At 68.9% G+C, this 23,569-nt stretch carries 25 protein-coding genes; 11 read left to right on the forward strand and 14 right to left on the reverse strand.

The annotated features are described in order from the left end of the window. Positions 1-102 precede the first annotated feature (102 nt). Both BJ980_RS09135 and BJ980_RS09140 read right to left on the reverse strand, forming a co-directional pair. Positions 103-342 carry a glutaredoxin family protein gene (locus BJ980_RS09135; RefSeq protein WP_179502006.1) on the reverse strand — a complete coding sequence of 80 codons (240 nt, stop codon included), beginning with the start codon at positions 340-342 and terminating at the stop codon, positions 103-105. Continuing rightward, a complete protein-coding gene (locus BJ980_RS09140) occupies positions 339-1,994 on the reverse strand; it encodes a class I adenylate-forming enzyme family protein (RefSeq protein ID WP_179502007.1) in 1,656 nt (551 codons plus the stop codon). Before BJ980_RS09140 ends, BJ980_RS09135 begins: the two co-directional genes overlap by 4 nt. A gap of 41 nt (positions 1,995-2,035) precedes the next feature. Here BJ980_RS09140 and BJ980_RS09145 point away from each other — a divergent pair, with 41 nt between their 5' ends. From BJ980_RS09145 to BJ980_RS09155, 3 genes are all read left to right on the forward strand, one after another. Next, entirely contained in the window at positions 2,036-2,917 is an 882-nt protein-coding gene (locus BJ980_RS09145) for an HAD family hydrolase (protein ID WP_425490302.1), read from the forward strand. 218 nt (positions 2,918-3,135) lie between these two features. After that, positions 3,136-3,870, forward strand: coding sequence for a sigma-70 family RNA polymerase sigma factor (locus BJ980_RS09150; RefSeq protein WP_246279947.1), 735 nt, complete (start codon positions 3,136-3,138; stop codon positions 3,868-3,870). 94 nt (positions 3,871-3,964) lie between these two features. Beyond that, positions 3,965-5,170, forward strand: a complete 1,206-nt coding sequence (locus BJ980_RS09155; RefSeq protein WP_179502008.1) for a DUF5667 domain-containing protein — start codon at positions 3,965-3,967, stop codon at positions 5,168-5,170. Between the two features lie 262 nt (positions 5,171-5,432). Here BJ980_RS09155 and BJ980_RS09160 read toward each other — a convergent pair whose 3' ends face one another. The 5 genes from BJ980_RS09160 to BJ980_RS09180 form a co-directional block, all read right to left on the reverse strand. Further along, the gene (locus BJ980_RS09160) at positions 5,433-6,554 is read right to left on the reverse strand and encodes a 1-acyl-sn-glycerol-3-phosphate acyltransferase (RefSeq protein WP_179502009.1); all 1,122 of its coding nucleotides are present in this window, start codon (positions 6,552-6,554) and stop codon (positions 5,433-5,435) included. Next, a complete protein-coding gene (locus BJ980_RS09165) occupies positions 6,547-7,581 on the reverse strand; it encodes an NAD-dependent epimerase/dehydratase family protein (protein WP_179502010.1) in 1,035 nt (344 codons plus the stop codon). Before BJ980_RS09165 ends, BJ980_RS09160 begins: the two co-directional genes overlap by 8 nt. Positions 7,582-7,599: 18 nt before the next feature. Next, positions 7,600-7,701 (reverse strand): 30S ribosomal protein bS22, encoded by a 102-nt coding sequence (locus BJ980_RS09170; protein WP_008356322.1) that lies wholly within the window; start codon positions 7,699-7,701, stop codon positions 7,600-7,602. A gap of 164 nt (positions 7,702-7,865) precedes the next feature. Beyond that, complete coding sequence (locus tag BJ980_RS09175; RefSeq protein WP_218855456.1) at positions 7,866-8,066, reverse strand: helix-turn-helix domain-containing protein; 201 nt, start codon at positions 8,064-8,066, stop codon at positions 7,866-7,868. 163 nt (positions 8,067-8,229) lie between these two features. Further along, positions 8,230-9,435 (reverse strand): acetoin utilization protein AcuC, encoded by a 1,206-nt coding sequence (locus BJ980_RS09180; protein WP_179502012.1) that lies wholly within the window; start codon positions 9,433-9,435, stop codon positions 8,230-8,232. A gap of 75 nt (positions 9,436-9,510) precedes the next feature. On the opposite strand from BJ980_RS09180, the gene BJ980_RS09185 reads away from it, so the two are divergent. Then, positions 9,511-10,260 carry a lipoate--protein ligase family protein gene (locus BJ980_RS09185; protein ID WP_179502013.1) on the forward strand — a complete coding sequence of 250 codons (750 nt, stop codon included), beginning with the start codon at positions 9,511-9,513 and terminating at the stop codon, positions 10,258-10,260. 3 nt (positions 10,261-10,263) lie between these two features. On the opposite strand, the gene proC is transcribed toward BJ980_RS09185, so the two are convergent. The 6 genes from proC to BJ980_RS09215 form a co-directional block, all read right to left on the reverse strand. After that, positions 10,264-11,067 (reverse strand): pyrroline-5-carboxylate reductase, encoded by an 804-nt coding sequence (proC, locus tag BJ980_RS09190; RefSeq protein ID WP_179502014.1) that lies wholly within the window; start codon positions 11,065-11,067, stop codon positions 10,264-10,266. 11 nt (positions 11,068-11,078) lie between these two features. Then, the gene (locus BJ980_RS09195) at positions 11,079-12,029 is read right to left on the reverse strand and encodes a proline dehydrogenase family protein (protein WP_218855457.1); all 951 of its coding nucleotides are present in this window, start codon (positions 12,027-12,029) and stop codon (positions 11,079-11,081) included. Positions 12,030-12,097: 68 nt separating this feature from the next. Next, positions 12,098-12,835 (reverse strand): ABC transporter permease, encoded by a 738-nt coding sequence (locus tag BJ980_RS09200; protein WP_179502015.1) that lies wholly within the window; start codon positions 12,833-12,835, stop codon positions 12,098-12,100. After that, positions 12,832-13,551, reverse strand: a complete 720-nt coding sequence (locus BJ980_RS09205; RefSeq protein WP_179502016.1) for an ABC transporter ATP-binding protein — start codon at positions 13,549-13,551, stop codon at positions 12,832-12,834. The genes BJ980_RS09200 and BJ980_RS09205 overlap by 4 nt, the downstream gene beginning before the upstream one ends. A 75-nt stretch (positions 13,552-13,626) precedes the next feature. Continuing rightward, positions 13,627-14,418 carry a TIM barrel protein gene (locus BJ980_RS09210; RefSeq protein WP_179502017.1) on the reverse strand — a complete coding sequence of 264 codons (792 nt, stop codon included), beginning with the start codon at positions 14,416-14,418 and terminating at the stop codon, positions 13,627-13,629. Between the two features lies 1 nt (position 14,419). After that, entirely contained in the window at positions 14,420-15,367 is a 948-nt protein-coding gene (locus BJ980_RS09215) for a Ppx/GppA family phosphatase (RefSeq protein ID WP_179502018.1), read from the reverse strand. Between the two features lie 57 nt (positions 15,368-15,424). Here BJ980_RS09215 and BJ980_RS09220 point away from each other — a divergent pair, with 57 nt between their 5' ends. The 6 genes from BJ980_RS09220 to disA all read left to right on the forward strand — a co-directional run bounded on the left by BJ980_RS09220 (position 15,425) and on the right by disA (position 21,641). Continuing rightward, positions 15,425-16,201, forward strand: coding sequence for a DUF3109 family protein (locus tag BJ980_RS09220; RefSeq protein WP_179502019.1), 777 nt, complete (start codon positions 15,425-15,427; stop codon positions 16,199-16,201). Between the two features lie 121 nt (positions 16,202-16,322). Continuing rightward, entirely contained in the window at positions 16,323-16,961 is a 639-nt protein-coding gene (locus BJ980_RS09225; protein WP_179502020.1) for a VOC family protein, read from the forward strand. Positions 16,962-16,989: 28 nt separating this feature from the next. Further along, on the forward strand, positions 16,990-17,691 hold the full coding sequence (locus BJ980_RS09230) for a class I SAM-dependent methyltransferase (protein ID WP_179502021.1): 702 nt from the start codon (positions 16,990-16,992) through the stop codon (positions 17,689-17,691). Between the two features lie 229 nt (positions 17,692-17,920). Continuing rightward, positions 17,921-19,009, forward strand: a complete 1,089-nt coding sequence (locus BJ980_RS09235; protein WP_179502022.1) for a 3-deoxy-7-phosphoheptulonate synthase — start codon at positions 17,921-17,923, stop codon at positions 19,007-19,009. 38 nt (positions 19,010-19,047) lie between these two features. After that, positions 19,048-20,478, forward strand: coding sequence for a DNA repair protein RadA (gene radA, locus BJ980_RS09240; protein WP_179502023.1), 1,431 nt, complete (start codon positions 19,048-19,050; stop codon positions 20,476-20,478). 77 nt (positions 20,479-20,555) lie between these two features. Next, the gene (disA, locus tag BJ980_RS09245; RefSeq protein WP_179502024.1) at positions 20,556-21,641 is read left to right on the forward strand and encodes a DNA integrity scanning diadenylate cyclase DisA; all 1,086 of its coding nucleotides are present in this window, start codon (positions 20,556-20,558) and stop codon (positions 21,639-21,641) included. Between the two features lie 36 nt (positions 21,642-21,677). On the opposite strand, the gene BJ980_RS09250 is transcribed toward disA, so the two are convergent. Continuing rightward, positions 21,678-22,463, reverse strand: a complete 786-nt coding sequence (locus tag BJ980_RS09250) for a hypothetical protein (protein WP_179502025.1) — start codon at positions 22,461-22,463, stop codon at positions 21,678-21,680. A 123-nt stretch (positions 22,464-22,586) separates the two neighbouring features. On the opposite strand from BJ980_RS09250, the gene BJ980_RS09255 reads away from it, so the two are divergent. Further along, positions 22,587-23,486, forward strand: coding sequence for an HhH-GPD family protein (locus tag BJ980_RS09255; RefSeq protein ID WP_343047756.1), 900 nt, complete (start codon positions 22,587-22,589; stop codon positions 23,484-23,486). The last annotated feature ends 83 nt before the right edge of the window (positions 23,487-23,569 follow it).

A 23,569-nucleotide genomic window follows, 5' to 3' on the forward strand; every position in this document is an offset into this window, starting at 1 on the left:
ACGATCACTTTAGGAGTTTGTGAACGGAAGGACAAAACGAGTCGATCGGCGGACTACCACAGGTGAGATGACTCACCTCCACGGGGGTCCGGCAAGGTAGGGTCATTCGGCCAGTGCGGAGCGCAGCCTCTCCTCGCTCACCCGCCAGAAATCGTGCTGCTTGCCGTCGACCATGGTCACGGGTACGTCGTCGGTCCAGCGCTCGGCCAGCTCGGGGTCGGAGTCGATGTCGATCTCCACGAACGACTCGCCCAGGTCGCGGCAGACCCGGTCGATCACGAGCCTGGCCTCCTCGCACAGGTGGCACTCGGCGCGCGAGTAGAGCGTGACCCGCGCGGTCATCGGGTGGCCGAGCGGGTCGAGGGGGTGCTCGCGGCGTCCGCCGGGTCGTCGATCAGCGGCGCGGCAAGTCGCCGGGCGGCGGCGCGGAGTCGACCCTTCTGCACCTTGCCGGTGACCGTGTAGGGCAGCTCGGCGACCACGTTGACGGTGGTGGGCTGCTTGAACCGGGCCAGCTTCTCGGTGGCATGCGCACGCACCGCCTCCTCGACCTCGACCGGATCGCCGTCGGAGACGACGTACGCCACGACTGCCTCGCCGGTGGTCTCGTCGGGTACGCCGATCACGGCGGCCGCAGTGACGCCGGGGACCTCGCCCAAGACCTCCTCGACCTCGGAGGGATAGACGTTGAAGCCGGAGACGATGACCAGCTCCTTGCGCCGGTCCACCAACGACAGCGCACCCTCGGGCGAGAGGAAGCCGACGTCACCGGTGGCCCACCAGCCCTCTTCGTCCGGACCTCCCTGGCCGTCGGGCCAGTAGCCGCTGAACAGGTTGGCGCCACGGATCTCGATGTCTCCGGGGTCGGACCCCTCCGGAGCACGCCCGTCCTCGTCCTTGAGCCTGATCTCGATCCCGGGCAGCGCCACGCCGACCGAGCCGATGCCCGATTCGCTGCCGCACAGCGTGGAGGTGACCACGGGCGAGGCCTCGGTCAGGCCATAGCCCTGGTGCACCGCGACGCCGGAGAGCTTCTGGAACTCCTCGATCACCTCCGCGGCGAGCGGCGCCGAACCGGAGAGCACCAGGCGGACCGGACCCAGCCGCTCGGCCAGGTCCTCCATCCCCAGCCAGTGCGGAAAGACGGGAGGAGCCACCGGCACCACGCTGATCGCCTCGTCCTCGATCAGGTCGAGGGTGCCGCTGGGATGGAACCCGGGCGCCAGGACCAGCCGGGTCTGCATCCGAAGGCTGGCGCCGAGCACCGCGTTCAGCCCATAGACGTGGAAGAGCGGGAGCACCCCGAGCAGGACGTCGTCGACCGCGATCATCGCCGGCTCGACCGAGGCGATCTGCTCGATGTTGGCGAGCAGCGCCCGGTGGGTGAGCATCACTCCGCGCGGGCGTCCCGACGTACCGCTGGTGTAGAGCAGCACGGCCAGCGACTCAGGGTCGTTGACCGGCAGCAGCTGTCGGCTGCGGTGCTCGGCGGCGGCCGAGAGCAGGTGGTCATAGCTGCGTTCGGTGGGCTGCAGGGTGCAGCCGACCGCGATCACCCTAGCGGTGGGTACGCCGTCCAGCAGGGCCGGGTCGATCCCCTCGAAGCCGCCGCTGCGTGCGGTCTCGAGCAGGCCGACCGCCTCGCGGACCGGGCCGATCGTGTCGGGGTCGGCCACGATCACCCGCGCACTGCAGTCGGCCATCATCCGGGCGATCTCGTTCGGCGTCGAGCGCGGGTTGACCGGAACGGCGACCAGTTGTGCCCGCAGGGCACCGAGATAGCTGGTGATGAACTCGAGGCGGTTGCCCAGCGACAGCACGACGCGATAACCCGCGACCACTCCCTCGGCGGTGAGGCCGGCTGCGACCCGGTCCACCTCCTCGTCGAGCTCACGCCAGGTGACCCTCCGACCGCTGGCGGAGTCCACGATCGCGGTGTCGTCGGGCCGGTCCGTGGCTGCGTCGGTGAGGAGTTCGGCAACCGAGTTCGTCATGAGCCGATACTTCCACAACCCCGGCCACTAGTCTGGGCTTCGTGACCCACAAGCGCCGCTCCCCGCGACTTGACCTCAAGCTCCGCTCGCAGCTTGCCGGCGAGGCAGCGGCAGCCAGCGCGGAGGTCGAGACGGCTCTCAACGTTCCGGGTGACCCCACCGCTGCGGCTTTCTTCGACGTCGACAACACGGTGATGCAGGGCGCCAGCATCTTCCATCTGGCCAAGGGCCTGTACCGGCGCAAGTTCTTCACCACCCGGGACATCCTCGGCGCCGCCTACAAGCAGGCCTACTTCAGGATCGCCGGCGTGGAGGACCCCGAGCACGTCGCGGAAGCGCGCAACTCCGCGCTGAGCTTCATCGCCGGCCACACGGTCACCGAGCTCGAGGAGTTCGGCGAGGAGATCTTCGACGAGTCGATGGCGCACAAGATCTGGCCGGGCACCCGTGCCCTGGCCCAGCTCCATCTCGACCAGGGCCAGCGAGTGTGGCTGGTCACCGCGGCACCCATCGAGATCGCCAACATCATAGCCCGTCGTCTGGGACTGACCGGTGCGATGGGCACGGTCGCCGAGCACGTGGACGGCGTCTACACCGGACAGCTGGTCGGCGACATGCTGCACGGGCCGGCGAAGGCCGAGGCGATCAAGGCGCTGGCCTCCCGGGAGAACCTCGACCTGAGCCGCTGCTCGGCGTACAGCGACTCCTCCAACGACCTGCCGATGCTGAGCCTGGTCGGCGACCCGGTGGCGATCAACCCCGACTCCAAGCTGCGCGCACATGCCCGGGCGCAGGGCTGGCGGATCCGGGACTACCGCACCGGCCGCAAGGCCGCCCGTGCCGGGCTGGTCGTCGGCGCGGCCGCGGGGGCCGTCAGTGGCGCGGCGGCCGCGGCAGCCGCCCTGCGCAGAAGCCGTTCCTGAGCCTCCGGCCTGACCACTACGTGGTCCCGTCGGTGTCCAGATCATGGCCCGTTCGCATCATCTTCGGCCCGAAGTGTTCCCAGACGCCCGATTCTTCCTTATTCTGGATAGCCGGACGGGGAGAGGTCCGAGTGGGAGAGAGAGTCATTTCAGAGAGCTGGGGAGCCGATCAGCTGACGCGCGGCCTTGAGGTCCTGCGTCAGGCTGTTGTCGACCTCTTGATCGCCGAGCCCGCCCTGGTCCCTGCGACCCCGGCGCCCCGAGGTGAATCCGCCCTTTCTGGTTTCGCACTCTCCGACTCCGTCCTGCACAGCGTCGCGGCCCACACCGGTCCCGGCAACGACGGCGCGAAGTCGTACGGCGATTCCGCCATGGCCGCGTCCTCGGAGGAGAACGAGGCCGACCGTGAGCGGCTCATCGCCCTGGTGGAGTTGGCGCGAGGCGGCGACAAGGACGCTTTCGGTGCCCTCTTCGACCACTATCACCCGGCGGTCTATCGGTTCCTGTTCTATCGGACCCGGTCGCAGACCCTGGCCGAGGACCTCGCCTCCGAGACCTTCTTCCGCGCCCTGCGCTCGATGAACAACTTCCGGTGGCAGGGCAAGGACTTCGGTGCCTGGCTGATGACCATCGCCCGCAACCTCACCACCGATCACTTCAAGGCCGGACGCACCCGCCTCGAGCTGACCACCGAGGACATGGGCCTCCACGACGACGCCACCGAGGGTCCGGAGACCGCGGTGATGGCGGCGCTGAACAACGAACACCTCCTGGCGGCGATGCAGCAGCTGCCCAAGGAGCAGCAGGAATGCCTGGTGATGCGCTTCCTCCAGGGGATGAGCATCGCCGAGACCGCCACCGTGCTGAACCGTTCGGACGGCGCCGTGAAGCAGCTCCAGCTGCGTGGTGTGCGCAACCTGGCCAAGCTGCTGCCCGAGGGGATGAGGGACTGATGAGGCCTGCGTCTCACTGCGTAACCTTCCTGCCCGCCATGTCGTTGCCCATGGTGATGGTTCCTGAGCACCCCGAAGGCAAGAAGGTCGCCCGATGATCTCGCTGACACCAGCGCAGCGACGCGCCGAGGAGTTCGCCGCCCTGGTCGAAGACCCGGACAGCGCAACGAGTGCCAGCACGCGCGATTCCGAGATGCTCGAGCTGGTCGGCGCCATGCGCAGCGTGCCGGCCCCCACTGCGCGTCCGGAGTTCGTCGCGTCCCTGCGCGAGCGCCTGATGATCGAGGCCGAGGTGGCTCTGAGTCCCGACTCCGCCGAGCGCAGGCTCACCATCATCAAGACCCACACGCCTCGCCGGCGCGACCGTCGCGTGGCGATCCTGGCCGGCACGATCGCTGCCATCGGTGCGACGTCCTCGGTCGCGATGGCCTCCCAGGCCGCGCTGCCCGGTGACACGCTCTACCCGATCAAGCGGGCCATCGAGGGCGCGCAGACGAGCCTCACGGTCAGTGACGCGGCCAAGGCCGAGACCTTGCTGAAGAACGCCAACGGTCGACTCTCCGAGGTGGAGGAGCTCGCAGCCCAGCTCGACATCGCGAACTCCACCGCCCTGCCCTCGACGCTCGGAGACTTCTCCGACCAGGCAGCAGAGGCCGCAGCGATCACCTTCGAGCGCTTCGAGAAGGACCGCGACAGTACGCCGATGGTCGAGCTGCGTCAGTTCAGCGCCGACGCGATGGAGCGCCTCGGCGGCCTCGAGTCGCTGTTGCCCTCCGAGGCGGTCGACGCTCTCAACTCCGCGGTCGAGACGTTGCTCTCGATCGACACACGCATCGCCACGCTCTGCCCGGACTGCGAGGGCTCGCTGATCGAGCTGCCCACTCGCTTGCTGCTCAGCCTGCGCGCGGCAGACGCCGGCCCCCAGGTGAGCGCCAGGGCGCTGGCCCCGACTCCGAGCCAGACCCCCGCCGGGGAGACTCCGGAGACACCCTCGGCCGATACACCGGTCCAGGAGGTCGGTGACGACGTGGTCGACATCGACGCACTCGAGAAGCTGCTCGCAGCGGCCAAGCCGACCACCGGCGACACCCCCTCGGTCCCGACCGAGGATGGCACCAAGTCGCCTGCCCGTGAGCGTGCCGAAAAGGCCGCGAAGGAGCTCCAGGACGCCCTCAACGAGGGCGGCGAGGCACTCCTCGGAGAAGAGGGTCTGCTCGGCCCCGTCGTGAGCCCGTTGCGACCCGTCCTCGACCCGCTCCTCAAGCCGCTGATCGGCAAGGGCGGCCTGCTCAACCCCTGACCCGCCCCCGCCGACCCGTCGTGAATTCACATTCCACGGCCGTCGAGCCGTCGTCAGTTCACGTTCCACGGCCGTCGAGCCGTCGTGAGTTCACGTTCTACTGCCATCGACCCGTCGTGAGTTGACGTTCTACGGTCGCCGAGCCGTCGTAAGTTCACGTTCCGCGGTCGTCAAACGGTGAATTCGCGACGGGTCGGCGGATGGGGTGGTCGTCGGGGCGGTCCTCAGACGGTGAATTCGCGACGGGTCGGCGAATGGGGCGTCAGTGGAAGACAGACGTGCGGTTCATCAACAGCCGATAGAGCGCCTGCTGGATGGTCTCGCGCACCTGGTCGGTGACGTTGAAGACCAGCATCGGGTCGTCGGCCGCGTTCGCGTCGTAGTCGTCGGTGCGGATCGGCTCGCCGAACTCGAGGATCCACTTCGACGGGAGGGGAACCAGGCCCAGGGGCCCGAGCAGCGGGAAGAACGGGGTGATCGGGATGTAGGGGATCCCGAGCAGCCGGGCGAGCGAGGGCACGTTGCCGACGAGGGGATAGATCTCCTCGGCGCCGACCACGGACAGCGGGATGATGGGTACGCCGGTCCGGATCGCGGCGCTGACGAAGCCCCCGCGACCGAATCGCTGCAGCTTGTAGCGCTCCGAATAGGGCTTGCCGATGCCCTTGAAGCCCTCGGGCCAGACACCGACGAGCTCGCCCTGGCGCAGCATCCGCTCCGCGTCGGCGTTGCAGGCCAAGGTGGCACCGCCCTTGCGGGCCAGACCGCCGACGATCGGGAGCTGGAAGACCAGGTCGGCGCCGAGGGGCCGCAGGTCGCGCTTCGCGTGCTTGTGGATGCTGAACATGGTCATCAGCCCATCCACCGGGATCGTGCCGGAGTGGTTGGAGACGATGAGCGCGCCGCCGTCGGCCGGGATGTTCTCGAGTCCACGGACCTCGATCCGGAACCACTTCTCGGCGATCGGGCGCAGGACGGCCATGAAGAAGCGTTCGGAGACCTCGGCGTCGAAGCCATATTCGTCGACCGAGTAGTCGCCGGTGACCCGGCGTCGCAGGAATGCCAGGAAGCCGGCGAGCTTCGGCTCCCAGTCGGTGCCGAACACCTCCCGGGCGGCCTGGTTGAGGGCCGCGAGCCAATCGCCCACGGGGATCCCCTCGCGCGCGGCTGCGGTGGTCGGGGGCGCATCGGGCCGGGGTGGCTGCTCGATGACCTGATCGACGCCCGCCGCCGCATCCTCGCGGAGCTCATCGGGACGGTTCGGACCCGCCTTGGCGGATGCCTTGCCTGCGAGGCTGCGCGCGGCTGAGGACGGTCGACTGCTTCCGCTGCCGCGCCCGGGACGTCCGCGCGTGCCGATCGGAATGATCTCTGCGTCACCCACCGGTCGTCCCCCTCGTGAGTTGGTGACCGATCCCCTCAAGGACCGGATTGGCGATCACCTGCGTCGGAGCCGTGACCCGCCTCGGCATCGAGGCAGCGAAATCGGCAAACGCCTGCTCGGTGGTGAAGCGCGGCTCGAAGCCGAGCTCGCTGCGCATCCGAACGGTGTCCACACCCCGACCGTAGGTGAGGAACGCAAGCTGCTCCGGCGAGAAGTCGGCCGCCCCGGCACGACGCAGTGCGGAGCCCAGGGCACCCACCGCGAACGGAGGCAGCGGTACGACGGCCCGGCCCAGCCGGCGCAGGGCCTGGGAAAGCATGATCACGCCGTCACCGGCAACGTTGAACGTCCCCGAGGCATCACCCAGGGTCGTATGGCGCAGCGCGGCGACCAGGTCATCGACGTGCAGGAACTGCAGCCGGGGATCGAAACCGAGCACTGTCGGGATCACCGGGAGCCTGAAGTATTGCGTCATCGGGCTCTGCACGTCCGGCCCGAGGATGTTCGCCGCGCGCAGCGTCGCCACCCGGACGTCGGGTCGACGGCGCGCGAAACCGCGCACATAGCTCTCCACCTCGAAGGCGTCGAGGCTGTAGCCCGTGCGCGGCGTGCGCTTGGGATCCATCTCCTCGGTGAACATCGCAGGATCGCGGCTGCTCGCGCCATAGACGGTGGTCGTTGACTTCACGACGAGGTGCTGCACGCTCTCGGCACGCTGGCAGGCTGCAAGCAGCTGCATCGTGCCGATGACGTTGAGTTCCTTCATCGTGGCGCGACCGCCCACCCCGCCCGGGGTGGCGATCACACTCATGTGGACGACGGTGTCGACGTCCTCCTTGGCGATGACCTTGGCAATGACCGGGTTGCGGATGTCGGCTCGAATGAAGTCGACGTCCGACGTGTCACCACGCGGCGGGACGATGTCCACGCCGATGACCCGGTCGACGGCAGGGTCGGTTGCGATTTCACGCGCAAACCGGAGCCCGAGGTCCCTTGAGACCCCGGTGACCAGAACAACCCTGCCCATGGCCAGCGCCCTGGGGTGCTACTTGCCGAGCTTGCGACGCTGAACGCGCGTCTTCTTCAGCAGCTTGCGGTGCTTCTTCTTCGCCATACGCTTACGGCGCTTCTTGATGACAGAACCCACTGTTTTCCTTCCAGAGCTTCAGGTCAGTCGCGCCATGCGGTCACGACGACCGGGACAGCCTATCGGGCAATGGGCAAGCATCAGAAACTCGCGGTCGATGTGACCACGATGCGGAGCCCCGCCAGGCCTGCCGAGCGGGGCCCGCGAGGGCGTCCGCCGGGCTCTCAGCCAGCGTCGAAGAAGCTGCGCTCGAGATATTCGTTGACGTCCTTCTCGGTCACCCGGAAGGACCGACCGACTCGCACAGCCGGCAGGTCGCCGTTGTGCACGAGGCGATAGACCGTCATCTTGGAGACGCGCATCGTCGACGCGACCTCCGCAATCGTCAGAAACTTGACCTCAGAGATGTCCCCAGCTCCAGCCATGTCGTTGCACCACAACTTTCTTCGGCGCACGCCACCGGCTTCCCCACCGGCTGGCTTCATGCCCGTTTTGGTGAGAATAGAGCCTCAAGTGACCTGTGGGGAAGAGTGGACGGAAAAATAGTCCTGATGTTTCGGCGTGTCGCTTGCATGGACCTGTCGAGCGTCACCAGGTGTCGACCCACGGATCGAGTCCGTGCAGCGGAAACACGGCGTCCCGAACGGCCTTGATCGTCCGGTCCAGCGGGTGTTCCGGGTTGATTCCCTCGGACCAGTCCCGGAAGCCCGGATCGCGTCCGTCGGTCATCCGGAACGGCGCTTGGACACCCAACGACAAACGCACGTGGTCCCGCCACGAGGTCGGGGTCTCGAGGCCGGGATCGAGCGGTCGGCCGCCGACGATGGCCAGCAGGTGGGTCCACGACCGGGGTACGACGTCGACCAGCGCATAACCCCCGCCGCCGGTGGCCACCCACTTGCCGTCGGTCACCTCGTGCGCCACGTCGTGCAGTGCCTGGTGCGCCGCGCGCTGGCCGTCGATGGTGAGCATCATGTGCGAGAGCGGATCGTCCATGTGCGAGTCGCAGCCGTGCTGGGTCACCAGGATGTCGGGCTGGAACGCCCTCAGCACCTGCGGGACGACCGCATGGAAGGCGCGCAACCATCCACCGTCGCCGGTGGTGGCAGGCAGCGGGATGTTGACCGCGCTCCCCCGTGCCTGCGGTCCGCCCAGGTCACTGACCGCACCGGTGCCCGGGAAGAGTGCCTCGCCGGTCTCGTGCAACGAGATCGTCAGCACCCGCGGGTCGTCCCAGAAGATCCGCTCGACACCGTCGCCGTGGTGCACGTCGATGTCGACATAGGCCACGCGTTGCGCGCCGTTGTCCAGCAGCCACCGGACCGCCACCGCGATGTCGTTGTAGACGCAGAAGCCGCTGGCCTTCCCGGCCATCGCGTGGTGCAGCCCGCCCATCAGGTTGGCACTGTGCAGGTCCTGACCGGTCCAGACCCGGCGGGCCGCCTCGATGCTCGCACCGACCACCCGCGCGCCGGCCTCGTGCATCCCGGCGAAGACCGGGGTGTCCTCGCTGCCCAGGCCGTGCTCGAGGTCGGTGCCGCTCGGATCCTCGCCGAGACGGCGTACAGCGTCGATGAGGTGCTGGGCGTGGACCGTCCCGATCAGCTCGTCGGTGGCGGGCTCGGCCCCGACGACCCGCAGCGCGTCCTCGCCGGTGACGCCGAGCGCCTCGGCCAGACGCATGGTCAGGTCGACCCGCACCGGCGCCATCGGGTGGTCGGGCCCGAAGTCATAGGCGGTGAACGCCGGATCGAAGACCACTGAGGTGTTCTGGCACGCGTTGCCTCCCGACATGACCGGCAGGCTAACCCAAGAAGAAGGGGTGCGCCCTATGCTCCTAGTTCGTTCCCTGCAATCCGGAAGGCTGCCGTGGAGCTGATTCGTGGACGGGTCGCCGAGGCAGACCCTGCGCTGGAGATGGCGCTGAGCCATGCGGTGCTGCGCCGGGCCAGTCGTGGCGAGATCACTGCCGCCCTGCGGGTCTTCCGGCCCTCACCGATGGTCGCGTTCGGACGACGCGACGCGAACCGGCCGGGCTTCCCCGACGCCGTACGCGCATGCCGCGAGGCGGGCTTCACGCCGGTCGTGCGGGCGTCGGGAGGCCGAGCCGTCGCGTGTACGCCGTCAGCCCTCGTCGTCGACCACGTCCAGCGCGACCCCGAGTCGTTGGGCGGGATGGATGCCCGCTTCGAGGACTTCGGCGCGATGCTGGCCGGCGTACTGCGCGACTTCGGCGTCGACGCGCGGGTCGGTGAGGTGCCCGGCGAATATTGCCCCGGCGCGCACAGCGTCAACGCGCACGGCACGAAGAAGCTGATCGGGACCGCGCAACGGATGGTCAAGGACGCCTGGTTGTTCAGCTCGATCGTGCAGTACGACGACGCCGCGACGTTGCAGCCTCTGCTCGCCGACGTCTATGCCGCACTGGAGCTGAACTTCGACCCCCGCTCGGTCGGAGCGGTCGCCCACGAGGCACCCGACGTCACCCTGGACGACCTGGAGCAGGCGATCATCGGCGGATATGACGACCGCTTCGGCCTGACCACCTCAACCATCGACGAGGCCACCCTGGCGGCGGCGCGAGGAATGGTCGAGGACCACAGCGTCCAGACCGGGTGAGGCTCAGGAACCGGCAGCAAGCTCCTGGGAACGATCGCGAGCGGCTTCCATGGCGGACAGGAAGGCGGCGCGCACCTTGTGCACCTCGAGCTCCCGGATCGCGGCCGCGGTGGTGCCGGCCGGCGAGGTGACCTGCTCGCGGAGCACGGTCGGGTGGGTGCCCGTCTCGCGCAGCATCTTGGCCGAGCCGAACAGGGTCTGGATGACCAGCTCGGTGGCGGTGGCGCGGGGCAGGCCCAGGTGCACGCCGGACTCCACCATCGACTCCACGACATAGAAGATGTAGGCCGGGCCGGAGCCGGAGATCGCCGTGACGGCGTCCTGGTGCTTCTCCGGGATCTGCAGCACCTTGCCGGTCGAGCTCAGCAGCTGCTCCGCGACGTCGAGCTGGGCCTGGTCGCAGTGCGAGCCGGGAGAGATCGCGAACATGCCCTCGTCGACAAGGGCGGGGGTGTTCGGCATGACCCGGACCACCGAGACACCGTCGGCCAGGTGCGACTCGATGAAGGCGGTAGTGATGCCGGCGGCCAAGGAGACCACCAGCTGTCCGGGGGCGAGGTGGTCGGCCAGCTCCTCGAGCACCGCACCCATGTCCTGGGGCTTCACGATCAACGCGACGGTGTCGGCACCCTTGGCCGCCTCGACGTTCGAGACCACCGTGACGCCGTACTTCTCCTCCAGCTCGCGGGCACGCGCCTCACGCTTCTCGCCCACCAGCAACGAGGCGGGGTCCGCGCCGGCGCGCAACAGGCCCGACAGCAGGGTCTCGCCCATGACGCCGGCACCAATGATGGCGGTGTTCGTCATCGGGCTCTCTCCTACTTCTTGGACACCAGGGACTTGACGAAGAATGACAGGTTCTGCGGTCGCTCCGCGAGACGTCTCATGAGGTAGCCGTACCACTCCTGGCCGTAGGGCAGGTAGACCCGCACCGTCTCGCCGGCAGCTGCCAGGCGCTTCTGCTCGGCGGGCCGGATGCCGAAGAGCATCTGGAACTCATAGGTGCCCTTCTCCCGCCCGGCGTCGGCAGCGATCGACGAGGCGATGGCGATCATCCGCGGGTCGTGGGTGGCGATCATCGGGTAGCCACCGCCCCGCAGCAGCACCTTCAGGCACCGCACGTAGGATTTGTCGACCTCCAGCTTGTCCTGGAAGGCGACCTCCTCCGGCTCGTTGTAGGCGCCCTTGCACAGCCGCACCCGCGAGCCCTGGATGGCCAACCTGCGGCAGTCCTCCTCGGTCCGCTTCAGGTAGGCCTGCACCACCGCGCCGGTCTCGGGGAAGTCCTGGCGCAGCTCGGTCAGGATCGACAGCGTCGAGTCGGTGGTGGTGTGGTCCTCCATGTCGATGGTGACCGTGGTGCCGGCGTTGCGTGCCGCACGGCAGATGGCGCGCGCATTCTCCAGGGCGATCTTCTCGCCGCCACCGTGGCCGGCCGACTCCGGCAGGGCCTGGCCGATCGCGCTGAGCTTCACCGAGACCTCGGCCTTGCGAGCCAGGCCTCGAGCGGCCAGCTGGTCGAGGAGCTCGAGGTATGCCGCCACCGTGGCGTTGGCCTGGTCGATGTCGAGGGTGTCCTCGCCGAGGTGGTCCAGGGTGACCGTGAGCCCGTCGTCGACCAGAGCTGCGGTGGCATCGACTGCCTCCTCGGTGCTCTCTCCGGGGACATAACTGGCCACGACCGCGGACGAGACGGGCATGGTGGTGACGAGCTTCTTGACCTGCTCGCTGCGGGCGAGCAGGAGCAGTGGCTGACGGAGCAAGGACATGGCAACAGGCTAGCGCCGAGGCTGTCGGCCTGCGAAAGGCGCACGGCCGCCCGTTCGCCTTGTCGAGGCTACTCCGTACGTCGTCTCAGGGTGGCCGCTCCCAGCGCCAGCGCGGCCAGCGTGAACCCGAGCACGACCGCCAGGTCGGCCCAGACCTCGCCGGCGGAGGTGCTCCTGGTCAGGTGGTCCATCGCATCGGTGGCGTAGGAAAGCGGCAGCACGTTGCTGATCGCCTCCAGCACGTCGGGCATCTGGGAGCGCGACACGAAGAGCCCGCAGAGCAGGATCTGGGGCACCACGAGTGCCGGCATGAACTGCACGGCCTGGAACTCGGTGTCGGCGAAGGCACTGACGAAGAGGCCGAGCGCCATGCCGAGGACCGCGTCGGCGACGGCGACGAGAGTGAGCAGCCAGACCGACCCGGCCAGCTGGAGGTCGAGCACGCCTACGCACAGGGCGACCGCCAGCACGGATTGGACAGCGGCGATCAGCCCGAATGCGAGGCCGTAGCCGACCAGGAAGTCGAGCTTGCCCATCGGCATCGAGAGCAGCCGCTCCAGCGTGCCGCTGCCGCGCTCGCGCAGGGTGGTGACGCTGGTGACCAGGAACATGATCACGAAGGGAAAGATCGCCAACAGTCCGGGCCCGAGCATGGCGAACCGGTCGCCGGGCAGCTCGGAGAACATCCACCACAGCAGCGTCATCAACAGGCACGGCAGCAGGAGCAACATGGCCAGGGTGCGGTGGTCACGGCGTACCTGGGTCAGCACGCGACCGGCGACCGCAAGGGTGATCCGGGGACTCATCGTCTCCCTCCCCCCTCCACCAGCTGCAGGAACGCGGCCTCGATGTCGGCCACGCCGGCCTGCTCGCAGATCGCGGACGGGGTGTCGTCGGCGATGATGCGCCCCTCGCGCATCAGCAGGAGCCGATCGCACCGCTCGGCCTCGTCCATCACGTGGCTCGAGACCAGGACCGTCGTGCCGGCCGCGGCGAGGCGATGGAACAGCGCCCACAGGTCACGGCGCAGCACGGGATCGAGGCCGACCGTGGGCTCGTCGAGGACCAGGACGTCGGGCTGCTTGAGCAGTGCCACGGCCAGGCTGGCCCGGCTGCGCTGTCCCCCACTGAGGTTGTCGACCACTTGGTCGCCGTGGTCGGCGAGATCGACCGCGTCGAGGCAACGACGTACGTCGTCCTCTCCGGCTCCCAGCACCCGGGCGAAGAACCGGAGGTTCTCGGTGATGCTCAGGTCGTCATAGACGCTGGCGGCCTGCGTGACATAGCCGACGCGGTCGCGCAGCTGACGACTTCCCGCCGGTTCGCCGAGGACCGTGACTGACCCGGAACGGACCCTCTGGACGCCCACGACTGCTCGCATCAGCGTCGACTTCCCGCAGCCTGAGGGACCGAGCAGACCGGTGACCTGCCCGGCGGGAACCGTGAACGAGAGCCCCGGGAGGACCGTCTTCGAGCCGCGGACGACGACCAGGGTGTCCACCTCGACCGCACGATTCACCATGTCTTGGATTATGCCCCCGCTGCGCGGCGACCGACGGCGACCGCGGTTCGGGTTCATCTTCCGGGCAGCGGGTGGTCAGACCGGTTCCACCACGAAATGCTCGCGCACGAACTGCAGCGACTCGACCAGGTCGTTCATCCGGTCCGATGCGCCGCCGGAGCGACGAGTGTTGATCTCCAGGACGATGTGCCCCTCGAAACCGGTCGCCGCGAGGTGCCGCAGCAGTTCGGCCGCCGGCTGCGTGCCCCGCCCGGGCACCAGGTGCTCGTCCTTGGGCGAGCCGGAGCCGTCGGTCAGGTGCAGGTGGCGCAGGCGAGGACCGAGGCGCTTGACCATCTCAAGGGGATCCGAGTGTGCCGTCGCAGCGTGCGAGAGGTCCACGGTGGCATTGGCGTAGTCCTCTTCCGAGGGGTCCCAGCCGGGGGCATAGACGTCCATGCCGCGCTTCTTCGAGGCACGCCACGGATACATGTTCTCCACGGCGAAGGCGATGCCGGTGGTGTCCTCCAACTCGGCGATCCCCTCGACGAAGTCGCGGGCATAGTCCTTCTGCCACCGGAACGGAGGGTGTACGACGACCACGTCCGCGCCGACCTCGTGCGCCATCTCCGCCGAGCGCCGGAGCTTGTCCCAGGGGTCGGTCCCCCACACCCGCTGGGTGACCAGCAAGCAGGGCGCGTGGATCGCGCAGACCGGGATCTCGTGGTGCCGGCTCAACTGCTTGACCGCCGCCACCTGCTGGCTCAGCGCGTCGATGCCGACCATCACCTCGACGGCGTCATAGCCCAGCTTCGAGGCATAGCCGAAGGCATGGGCGGTCGACTCCGGATAGACCGATGCCGTGGACAGCCCGACCAGGGGCGGCACGTCAGATCGACCCTTCGTCGAGGACGCTGATCTGGTCGAACCGCTCCAGGATCACGCCTTCGCGCAGTGCCCAGGGGCAGATCTCAAGAGTCGACAGGTCGAAGATGTCCATCACTGCCTCGGCAACCAGGGCGCCGGGGACGATCTGGTGTGCGCGGCTGGTCGAGACACCGGGCAGCGCGCCGAGCTCGTCGGGGGTCATCGCCATCAGCTTGGGCAGCCACTCGTCGAGCGAGGCGGCGGTCAGTGTCCGTGCCACGAGGGGTCCCTCGGCAGAAGGCGCCGCACCACAGATCCGGGCCAGCGAACGGAAGGTCTTCGAGGTGGCCGCGGCTCGATCGGGCGCTCCCCCGCGCAGCAGATTGCCGGCGTCGCGGGCGATCTCGGCACGGATCCGGCGCCGCAACCGGCGGATGTCGTGCTCGTCGAGCGTGCCGTCGGCAAACCAGTCCTTGGCCATCCGGGCGGCGCCGAGCGGCAGGGACCAGGCCACGTCGGGTGATTCGTCCTGCCCGCCGGCGATCTCCAGCGAGCCGCCGCCGATGTCGAAGACCGCCAGGCGGCCCGCTGACCAGCCGAACCACCGGCGTACGGCGAGGAAGGTCAGGCGGGCCTCGTCCACGCCGGGGAGGACCTCGATGTCGACACCGGTGACTGCGCGGACCTGGTCGAGGACCGCGTCGGTGTTGACCGCGTCGCGCACCGCCGAGGTGGCGAACGCGAGCATCTCCTCACAACCCTTGTCCTCGGCCACCGCGACGGCCTGCCGGGTGAACTCGGTGAGCGCAGCGATGCCAGCCGGCGAGACCGCGCCGTTCTCGTCGAGGTGCTCAGCCAGGCGCAGCGGCTCCTTGTAGGAGTAGGCCGGCAACGGCGCAGCACCACCGTGCGCGTCCACGACGAGCAGGTGGCCGGTGTTGGAACCGATGTCGAGCACTCCCAGCCTCATGGTTCCACGGTAGAGGATCGGCGGAGGCCGCCACCGCGTACGCCGTAGGCTGGCCCGGTGCCTGAAGTAGCCCTCGACTTTCCCCGGGCCTGGATCGAGTTCACCGACCCCGCCGACGCGGAACAGGTCTTCCGTTGCGACCTGACCTGGCTGACGTCCAACTACACCTGCATCTTCGGCGGTGGCTGCTCGGGCATCTACAAGGAGTCCCCCGACGTCGGGTGCTGCACGCTCGGGGCGCACTTCGCCGACAAGGATGACGAGGAGCGGGTGGCGGCCTTCGTCGACCAGCTCGACGAGACCACCTGGCAGTTCCACCCGGGTCGCCCGGTCCGCAAGAAGGACTGGGTCGAGAAGGACGAGGACGGTGAGCGGAAGACCCTGGCGATCGAGGTCGATGGCCAGAGCGCCTGCATCTTCCACAACCGCGCCGACTTCAGGACCGAGAACTGGACGGTCGGGGCCGGCTGCGCGCTGCACGGACTCGCCCTCGGCCAGGGGCGCAACCCGCTGGAGACGAAGCCCGACGTGTGCTGGCAGCTGCCGATCCGGCGCTCCTTTCGCGATGTCGAACGACAGGACGGCTCGTCGTACACCGAGGTCACGATCGCGGAATATGACCGACGTGGTTGGGGCCCCGGTGGCCACGACCTGGATTGGTACTGCACCGGCAACACCGAGGCGCACGTGGCGATGGTGCCGTTCTACGAGACCAACGCAGCCGAGCTGGTCGAGCTGATGGGCCAGCCGGCGTACGACGCGCTGGTGCAGCACTGCGAGGCCCATCTGCGCTCGCGTTCGGCCCTCGCGATCCATCCGGCCGATCCTCGCTGAGACGATCGAGCCGTCTCCGCGCCCTCATTCGGCGCGTTGCCATAACCCGGTTATGTCTCGACGTCAAGAGACCACACCCCCGATGTGACTGATCCATCATCGTCAGCCCACAATGGCTGACATGCGCCTGGACCATCTTTCGTTCGCAGCCGGCCCCGACGGCTTGGCCGCCACCGCACAGCGACTCGGTGAACTGCTCGGCAAGGAATTCACCGATGGCGGGATCCACCCGCGATTCGGCACCCGCAACCGCACGCTCGCGCTTGCCGACAACACCTACCTCGAGGTCGTCGAAGTCCTCGACCACCCCGCCTCCGACAAGGCTCCCTTCGGCCAGGCCGTCCGTGCCCGGTCAAGCCTGGGTGGCGGGTGGCTCGGCTGGGTCGTCGCAGTCGACGACATCGCACCGGTCGAGGAGCGCCTCGGTCGCCAGGCGGTCGACGGCAACCGGCACCGCCCCGATGGTCACAACCTGACCTGGAAGCAGATCGGCGTCAACGGCCTGATCGCCGACCCGCAGCTGCCGTTCTTCGTGCAGTGGCTCTCGGATGCCGCAGACCACCCCAGCGCCGGCACCGACGGCCAGATCTCCCTTGCCTGCTTGGAGATCGCCGGCGACCCGCACCGGGTCAGCGAGTGGTTGGGCGAGACCGTGGAGTCCCCGCTCGAGGACGTCAAGGTCGAATGGGTCGCGCCGCACGGCACGCCCGGCATCATCGCCGCACAGTTCCAGACCCCGAACGGTCTCGTCCGGCTCTGACCTCGTTCCCGACCCTGACCGCGACTCGATGGTGAGCCGTGGGGCGGTTCCCAGCCCCAACATCTGGAAGCATCCCGCGACCTACGAGATCGAGAACCATGCGGTCGACCGTGGCCGGCTGATCGAGTCGACGATGCGCTCGATCGCCAACTGGGCCGATCGCGACCTGCTCGACCTCGGCTGTGGCACCGGTTTCCACCTGCCCCGCTGGGCATCCGCGCCTGGTGGTGCCCGCACGGTGACCGGCGTCGAGCCGCACCCCGACCTGGTGCGGCTGGCCACTCGGCGTACCCGCTCGTTGCCGCAGGTCCGGGTGCTGCAGGGAGCTGCCCAGGACCTGCCGCTGCCGGACGGGTCGATCGACGTCGTGCAGGTCCGGTGGGCCTACTTCTTCGGGCCCGGGTGTGAACCCGGCCTGACCGAGCTCGATCGGGTCGTACGACGTGGGGGCACCGCGTTCGTGATCGACAACGACCCGAGGCGCTCGACGTTCGGCGGTTGGTTCCGGGACGGCTACCCCAACATCGACCCCGACGCGGTCGAGCGGTTCTGGACCCAGCGCGGCTGGCAACGTCGCCAGCTCGACATCGCCTGGGAGTTCGACCAGCGCTCCGACTTCGAGTCCGTGGTGCGGATCGAGTTCCCTGCACCCACCGCCGAGCGGATCATCGCCATGCATGAAGGCACCTCGGTCGACTATGCGGTGAACCTGTGGTTCCGGCACTTCTGAGGCGACCACTCCCCGGGATGCGGCGGTCGGTCCGTGGTGGCGTGTCGTAGTCTGGGGCCATGACTCGTTGGTATGCGTATTTTGCGTTGGCTCTGGAGGGGCCCACGTCGATCTAGTCGCGCACCAACACCTTCAGAGCCAACAGGGCGGAGAGCGATCTCCGTCCTTTCGCCATTTCTACGGCGGGTTCTGACCGGAGTCCCGCCCCGACAGATGAGGATCTCCCGCCATGACCACCGATCAGCAGACCCAGGCGCTCACCACCGACCTGCGGGTGCGGGCCTTCGAGCCACTACCCACGCCGGCCGAGCTGACCGCGCAGGTGCCGATCGGCGCCGAGCGCGCGGCGACCGTCGCCCGCGCCCGTGACGAGGTGCGCGCCGTGCTCGACGGTGTGGACGATCGTCTGCTGGTGGTCGTCGGCCCGTGCTCGATCCATGACACCGAGGCCGGCCTGGAGTACGCCGCCCGGCTGGCTGACGAGGCCGCCCGGCACCGCGACGACCTGCTGATCATGATGCGGACCTACTTCGAGAAGCCGCGCACCACCGTCGGCTGGAAGGGCCTGATCAACGACCCGCACCTCAACGGCTCCCACGACATCGCGACCGGGTTGCGGGTGGCCCGCCGGTTCCTCGCCGACGTCACCGACCTCGGCCTGCCCACCGCGACCGAGTTCCTCGAGCCGATCAGCCCGCAGTACGTCGCCGACCTGGTCAGCTGGGGAGCTATCGGCGCGCGCACCACCGAGAGCCAGATCCACCGCCAGATGGTCTCGGGGCTGTCCATGCCGGTGGGGTTCAAGAACGCCACCAACGGTGACCTGCAGGTCGCTCTCGACGCCTGCCGGGCGGCGTCGGCGGCGCAGGCTTTCCTGGGCATCGACACCGACGGGCGCGCCTCGCTGGTGATGACCGAGGGCAACCCGGACACGCACCTGATCCTGCGCGGCGGCTCGGAAGGTCCCAACTACTCCCCCGAGCATGTTGCCGCGTCGGTCGAGCGGCTGACGGCTGCCGGGGTGAACCCACGACTGATCGTGGACGCCAGCCACGCCAACTCCGGCAAGTCCCACGTGCGCCAGGCCGAGGTGGTCGCCGAGCTCGCCGAGCAGGTCCACGCCGGTGCGCCGATCGCGGGCGTGATGTTGGAGAGCTTCCTGGTGGCCGGGGCCCAGAAGCACGACCCGTCGGCCAACCCGGACGGCCTGGCCGGGTTGGTTCACGGCCAGAGCATCACCGATGCGTGCATGGGTTGGGACGTCACGGTGGAGGCGCTGGAGACGCTCGCCGGTGCCGTTGCCCGTCGTACCTCCTGATCCGGGGCACTGTCAGTCCCCTCACCTAGGTTGAGCACATGAGTTCTGCGAAGAAGGCCCGGGCCACCTACCGCTGCAGTGAGTGCGGCTGGGAGACGGCCAAGTGGGTCGGGCGATGTGGTGAGTGCCAGGCCTGGGGAGCAGTCGCCGAGGCCGGGGCCGTCCCGGGCCGCACCTCCAAGGCGGGTCCAGTGACCACGCCTGCGGTGCCGATCGGCAAGGTGTCGGTCGAGGAGTCCAGGAGCCGTTCCTCGGGCGTGCCCGAGCTCGATCGCGTCCTCGGTGGCGGGCTGGTGCCCGGTGCCGCGATCCTGCTGGCCGGGGAACCGGGGGTCGGCAAGTCGACATTGTTGCTCGAGGTTGCCGCGCAGACCGCCCGCACCCGGCGACGGACGCTCTACATCACCGGTGAGGAGTCGGCCTCCCAGGTGCGGATGCGCGCCGACCGCACGAATGCGGTGCATGACGAGCTCTACCTGGCCGCGGAGACGGACCTCGGGGCGCTGCTCACCCACATCGAGGAGGTCCGGCCCGAGCTGCTGGTGATCGACTCGGTGCAGACGATCAGTGCGCCCGACGTCGACGGCGTCCCCGGTGGGGTCAGCCAGGTAAAGGAGGTCGCCGCGGCGCTGATCCGGGTGGCCAAGACCCGCAACATCTCGACCGTCCTGGTAGGTCACGTCACCAAGGACGGCTCGATCGCCGGTCCCCGGGTGCTCGAGCACGTGGTCGACGTGGTGCTCCACTTCGAGGGCGACCGCAACTCCCGGTTCCGGATGCTCCGCGCGATGAAGAACCGGTTCGGTCCGGTCGACGAGGTCGGTTGCTTCGACCTCGGCTCCGAGGGCATCACCGCCGTCACCGATCCGACCGGGCTCTTCGTGGAGAACCACGCCCAACAGGTTGCCGGCACCTGCGTCGCCGTGACGATGGAGGGGCGCCGACCGCTGCTCGCGGAGGTCCAGTCGCTGGTCACGATGTCGGCGGCCGAGAAGCCGCGGCGGACCACCTCAGGGGTGGACAGCTCCAGGGTGGCGATGGTGCTGGCGGTGCTGCAGCAGCACGCCGCCATCCGCACCCACAACAAGGACGTCTTCGTCTCGACCGTGGGCGGCGCCAAGATCAACGAGCCAGCCAGCGACCTGGCCGTCGCGATCAGCATCGCCTCCGCGCTCTATGAGCGTCCCGCGCCGATGGGCACCGTGGCGATGGGTGAGATCGGGCTGGCCGGCGAGCTGCGCCGGGTCCGCGACCTGCCCCAGCGACTCGCGGAGGCAGCCCGTCTCGGGTTCGCCTATGCCCTGGTCCCCAGCGACCGCACCGGCGGGGCTCCCACAGGTCCCCCGTCCGGTCGCAAGCGGATGGTCGACGGGATGCAGGTGATCGAGGTGCCCAACATCGGCACCGCGATGTCGATGCTCGGCTTCTCCGGACGAGTCGACACCGGCCACGTCTCCGGCGACATCTGAAAGTGCGGTGAACTCATCACCGGGGTGTGTCTAGACTGAGCGCCACTGTCGCAATGCTTGGTTGAGATCGGGGAAACGTGGCCACCATCGAACGATCCGAGGACACGCTGCGCCTCCGGGCGACACTTGCCTCGATCGCGCCGGGGACCGCACTGAGGGACGGGCTCGAGCGCATCCTGCGCGGCCGCACCGGTGCACTCATCGTGCTCGGCTATGACAAGACCGTCGAGTCGATCGCCACCGGCGGCTTCACGCTGGACGTGCCGTTCACGGCGACCGGGCTGCGCGAGCTGGCGAAGATGGACGGCGCGATCATCGTCGACTCCGACCTGAACCGCATCCACCGTGCCGCGGTGCACCTGATGCCCGACCACACCATCCACTCCGACGAGACCGGCACCCGGCACCGCACCGCGGACCGGGCTGCTCGGCAGACCGGGTTCCCGGTGATCTCGGTGTCGCAGTCGATGCAGATCATTGCCGCCTATGTCGGCGAGACCCGCCACGTCCTGGAGGATTCGGCGCAGATCCTGTCCCGCGCCAACCAGGCGCTGGCCACGTTGGAGCGCTACAAGCTGCGCCTCGACGAGGTCTCCAGCACCCTGTCCGCCCTCGAGATCGAGGACCTCGTCACCGTGCGCGACGTGACGATCGTTGCCCAGCGACTCGAGATGGTCACCCGGATCGCCCGTGAGATCGAGGACTACGTGCTCGAGCTCGGCACCGACGGTCGGCTGCTCTCACTGCAGCTGGAGGAGCTGATCACCGGCGTCGACACCGAGCGCGAGCTGGTCATCCGTGACTACCTCCCTGCCGGACGCCGCGCGAAGAAGCCCGAGGAGCACCTCTCCCGCCTCGAGCACCTCTCCTCCACCGAGCTGGTCGATCCGGCCTCCGTCGCCAAGGCCCTCGGTCTGGGCAGCAGTGAGCACCTCGACGGGGCGGTGGCACCACGCGGCTATCGCCTGCTGGCCAAGGTCCCGCGCCTGCCCGCGCCGGTGGTGGACCGCTTGGTCGAGCACTTCGGCACCTTGCAGAAGCTGCTCTCCGCCGGGATCGACGATCTGCAGGCAGTCGACGGTGTCGGCGAGCTTCGGGCCCGCTCGGTGCGTGAGGGCCTGTCCCGCCTGGCCGAGTCGAGCATCCTCGAGCGTTACGTCTGACCTCGGCTGTCGCCCGGGCTCACGGCGCCGGGCGAATCAGTCGTTCGGCTCAACCGCTCCGGACGGGCTGTGCGAGGCCGACGGCTTCGTGGTGGCCTTCGACTTCTTCTTGCTCGGCTTGGGCTTCTCGGTCTTGTAGATCTTCTTGGGGCTGGGCGCGGTCAGCTCGAACTGCTTGTCCTCGGGCTCGCCCCCGAAGGCCGCGGCCGTGACGTGGTAGAAACCGGGCAACGCCCACTTGGCGGTGCGGGTGCAGTCCTCGCCGGAGCGTCGACCGTTCCAGACGAAGACGATCTCGGCCGGCTTCGCGGCACGGATGACGACGTCCTTGCTGGGGATCTTCGCGCACTCCTGGCTCGACCAGATCTGGTCCTTGCCGGAACTGATCCGGATCACGAGCGACTTGTCCGACACCGTCCAGCTGCAGGCAGCGACCTTGGTGCGGAGCTCGAAGGGGATCTCGATCCGGCCGTCGGCCGCCTGGCGCTTCACGGTCGGGGCGACCACGATGTCGGCGGGGTTGCACGGGCCGCTGGGCTGGGCCAGGGGCTGCTTGGTCTTCTTCTTCGCGGGCTTCCTCGTCGCCTTGGCGGTGGGCGACGGCTTCGCGGACGCACTCGCCGAGGGCTTCGCTGCGCCACTCTGGGCACCGCTCACGATGCTGGCGGTCCCGTCCGTCCCGGTCTCCTGGGCGTCGCTTCCCCCGCTGAGGAGTCGGGCGAGACCGAAGACCAGCAGGAAGGCAGTGCCGAAGACGACCACACGGCGTACCCAGTAGACGCGCGCGGGCAGGCGTCGCTGCGGGCGGGTCGTGGGAGCCATGGGCCAACGCTATCCAGCGCGGGGCGCCAATCCCGGCAGCAACACACGTCACGGCACTCACCCAACCGGTCGGTGCTCCCTCTCCGTGCGCACCACTCCCACCGGTGCACCTACCCTGTGCGGGTGAACGATCTGCACCGGCCCGTGCTCGAGTGGTACGACGAGCACGCGCGCGAGCTCCCCTGGCGCGGGCTCGAGGCAACCCCGTGGTCGGTGATGGTCTCGGAGTTCATGCTCCAGCAGACCCCGGTCGCGCGAGTGATCCCGGTGCACGCGGCGTGGCTGGAACGGTGGCCGGCACCCGCCGACCTGGCCGCAGAGGAGCCCGGCGAGGCCGTACGGATGTGGGGCCGGCTGGGCTATCCGCGGCGCGCGCTGCGACTGCATGCTGCGGCGGTGGCGATCACCGAGTCGCACGGTGGCGAGGTCCCCTCGGACCATGCCGAGCTGCTCGCCCTGCCCGGCGTCGGCGACTACACGGCGGCTGCGATCGCCTCGTTTGCCTTCGGCCAGCGCCATGTCGTGCTCGACACGAACGTACGACGGGTCTTCGCCCGGGCGGCCTCCGGCGTGGAGTTCCCGGCCAACTCGGTGAACCGGGCCGAACGTGACCTGGCGGCCGGTCTGTTGCCCGAGGACGAGGCGACCGCGGCCACCTGGTCGGTGGCGGTGATGGAGCTCGGCGCCCTTGTCTGCACGGCGAAGGCCCCTCGCTGTCACTCCTGCCCCATCGAGGACCGGTGCGCGTGGGTGGCCGAGGGCAGGCCGGCACACGCCGGACCGCCTCGCAAGGTCCAGGGCTTCGCCGGCACCGACCGGCAGGTGCGCGGCCGACTGTTGTCCGTGGTCCGCGAGGCCGACCACGCGGTGGCCAAGCCCCGACTCGACGTGGTCTGGGACGAGCCGGTCCAGCGCGAGCGGGCGTTGGCCAGCCTGCTCGCTGATGGGCTGCTGGTCCAGGTCGTCGCGACTGGCCCGGACGGGCTGCCGGACGGGGACCACCCGCACTACGCCCTGCCCTGATCCACGACGCGCGAGCGCGGCGCGGGCTCACTCGAGAGGTCAGAGCGTGAATTCGCGACGGGTTGACGGAGTTGAGAAATGCG

Origin of the sequence: Nocardioides daedukensis (assembly GCF_013408415.1) — a bacterium.
GTDB lineage: Bacteria > Actinomycetota > Actinomycetes > Propionibacteriales > Nocardioidaceae > Nocardioides > Nocardioides daedukensis.

What these genes read in the sequence shown, in the direction of transcription:
- BJ980_RS09165 (WP_179502010.1), bottom strand. Translation starts at nt 7,581, where the DNA reads ATGGGCAGGGTTGTTCTGGTCACCGGGGTCTCAAGGGACCTCGGGCTC.
- BJ980_RS09175 (WP_218855456.1), bottom strand. Translation starts at nt 8,066, where the DNA reads ATGGCTGGAGCTGGGGACATCTCTGAGGTCAAGTTTCTGACGATTGCG.
- BJ980_RS09230 (WP_179502021.1), top strand. Translation starts at nt 16,990, where the DNA reads ATGGTGAGCCGTGGGGCGGTTCCCAGCCCCAACATCTGGAAGCATCCC.
- BJ980_RS09195 (WP_218855457.1), bottom strand. Translation starts at nt 12,029, where the DNA reads ATGTCCTTGCTCCGTCAGCCACTGCTCCTGCTCGCCCGCAGCGAGCAG.
- BJ980_RS09225 (WP_179502020.1), top strand. Translation starts at nt 16,323, where the DNA reads ATGCGCCTGGACCATCTTTCGTTCGCAGCCGGCCCCGACGGCTTGGCC.
- BJ980_RS09135 (WP_179502006.1), bottom strand. Translation starts at nt 342, where the DNA reads ATGACCGCGCGGGTCACGCTCTACTCGCGCGCCGAGTGCCACCTGTGC.
- BJ980_RS09205 (WP_179502016.1), bottom strand. Translation starts at nt 13,551, where the DNA reads ATGGTGAATCGTGCGGTCGAGGTGGACACCCTGGTCGTCGTCCGCGGC.
- proC (WP_179502014.1), bottom strand. Translation starts at nt 11,067, where the DNA reads ATGACGAACACCGCCATCATTGGTGCCGGCGTCATGGGCGAGACCCTG.
- BJ980_RS09155 (WP_179502008.1), top strand. Translation starts at nt 3,965, where the DNA reads ATGATCTCGCTGACACCAGCGCAGCGACGCGCCGAGGAGTTCGCCGCC.
- BJ980_RS09200 (WP_179502015.1), bottom strand. Translation starts at nt 12,835, where the DNA reads ATGAGTCCCCGGATCACCCTTGCGGTCGCCGGTCGCGTGCTGACCCAG.
- BJ980_RS09235 (WP_179502022.1), top strand. Translation starts at nt 17,921, where the DNA reads ATGACCACCGATCAGCAGACCCAGGCGCTCACCACCGACCTGCGGGTG.
- BJ980_RS09180 (WP_179502012.1), bottom strand. Translation starts at nt 9,435, where the DNA reads ATGTCGGGAGGCAACGCGTGCCAGAACACCTCAGTGGTCTTCGATCCG.
- BJ980_RS09215 (WP_179502018.1), bottom strand. Translation starts at nt 15,367, where the DNA reads ATGAGGCTGGGAGTGCTCGACATCGGTTCCAACACCGGCCACCTGCTC.
- BJ980_RS09250 (WP_179502025.1), bottom strand. Translation starts at nt 22,463, where the DNA reads ATGGCTCCCACGACCCGCCCGCAGCGACGCCTGCCCGCGCGCGTCTAC.
- BJ980_RS09140 (WP_179502007.1), bottom strand. Translation starts at nt 1,994, where the DNA reads ATGACGAACTCGGTTGCCGAACTCCTCACCGACGCAGCCACGGACCGG.
- radA (WP_179502023.1), top strand. Translation starts at nt 19,048, where the DNA reads ATGAGTTCTGCGAAGAAGGCCCGGGCCACCTACCGCTGCAGTGAGTGC.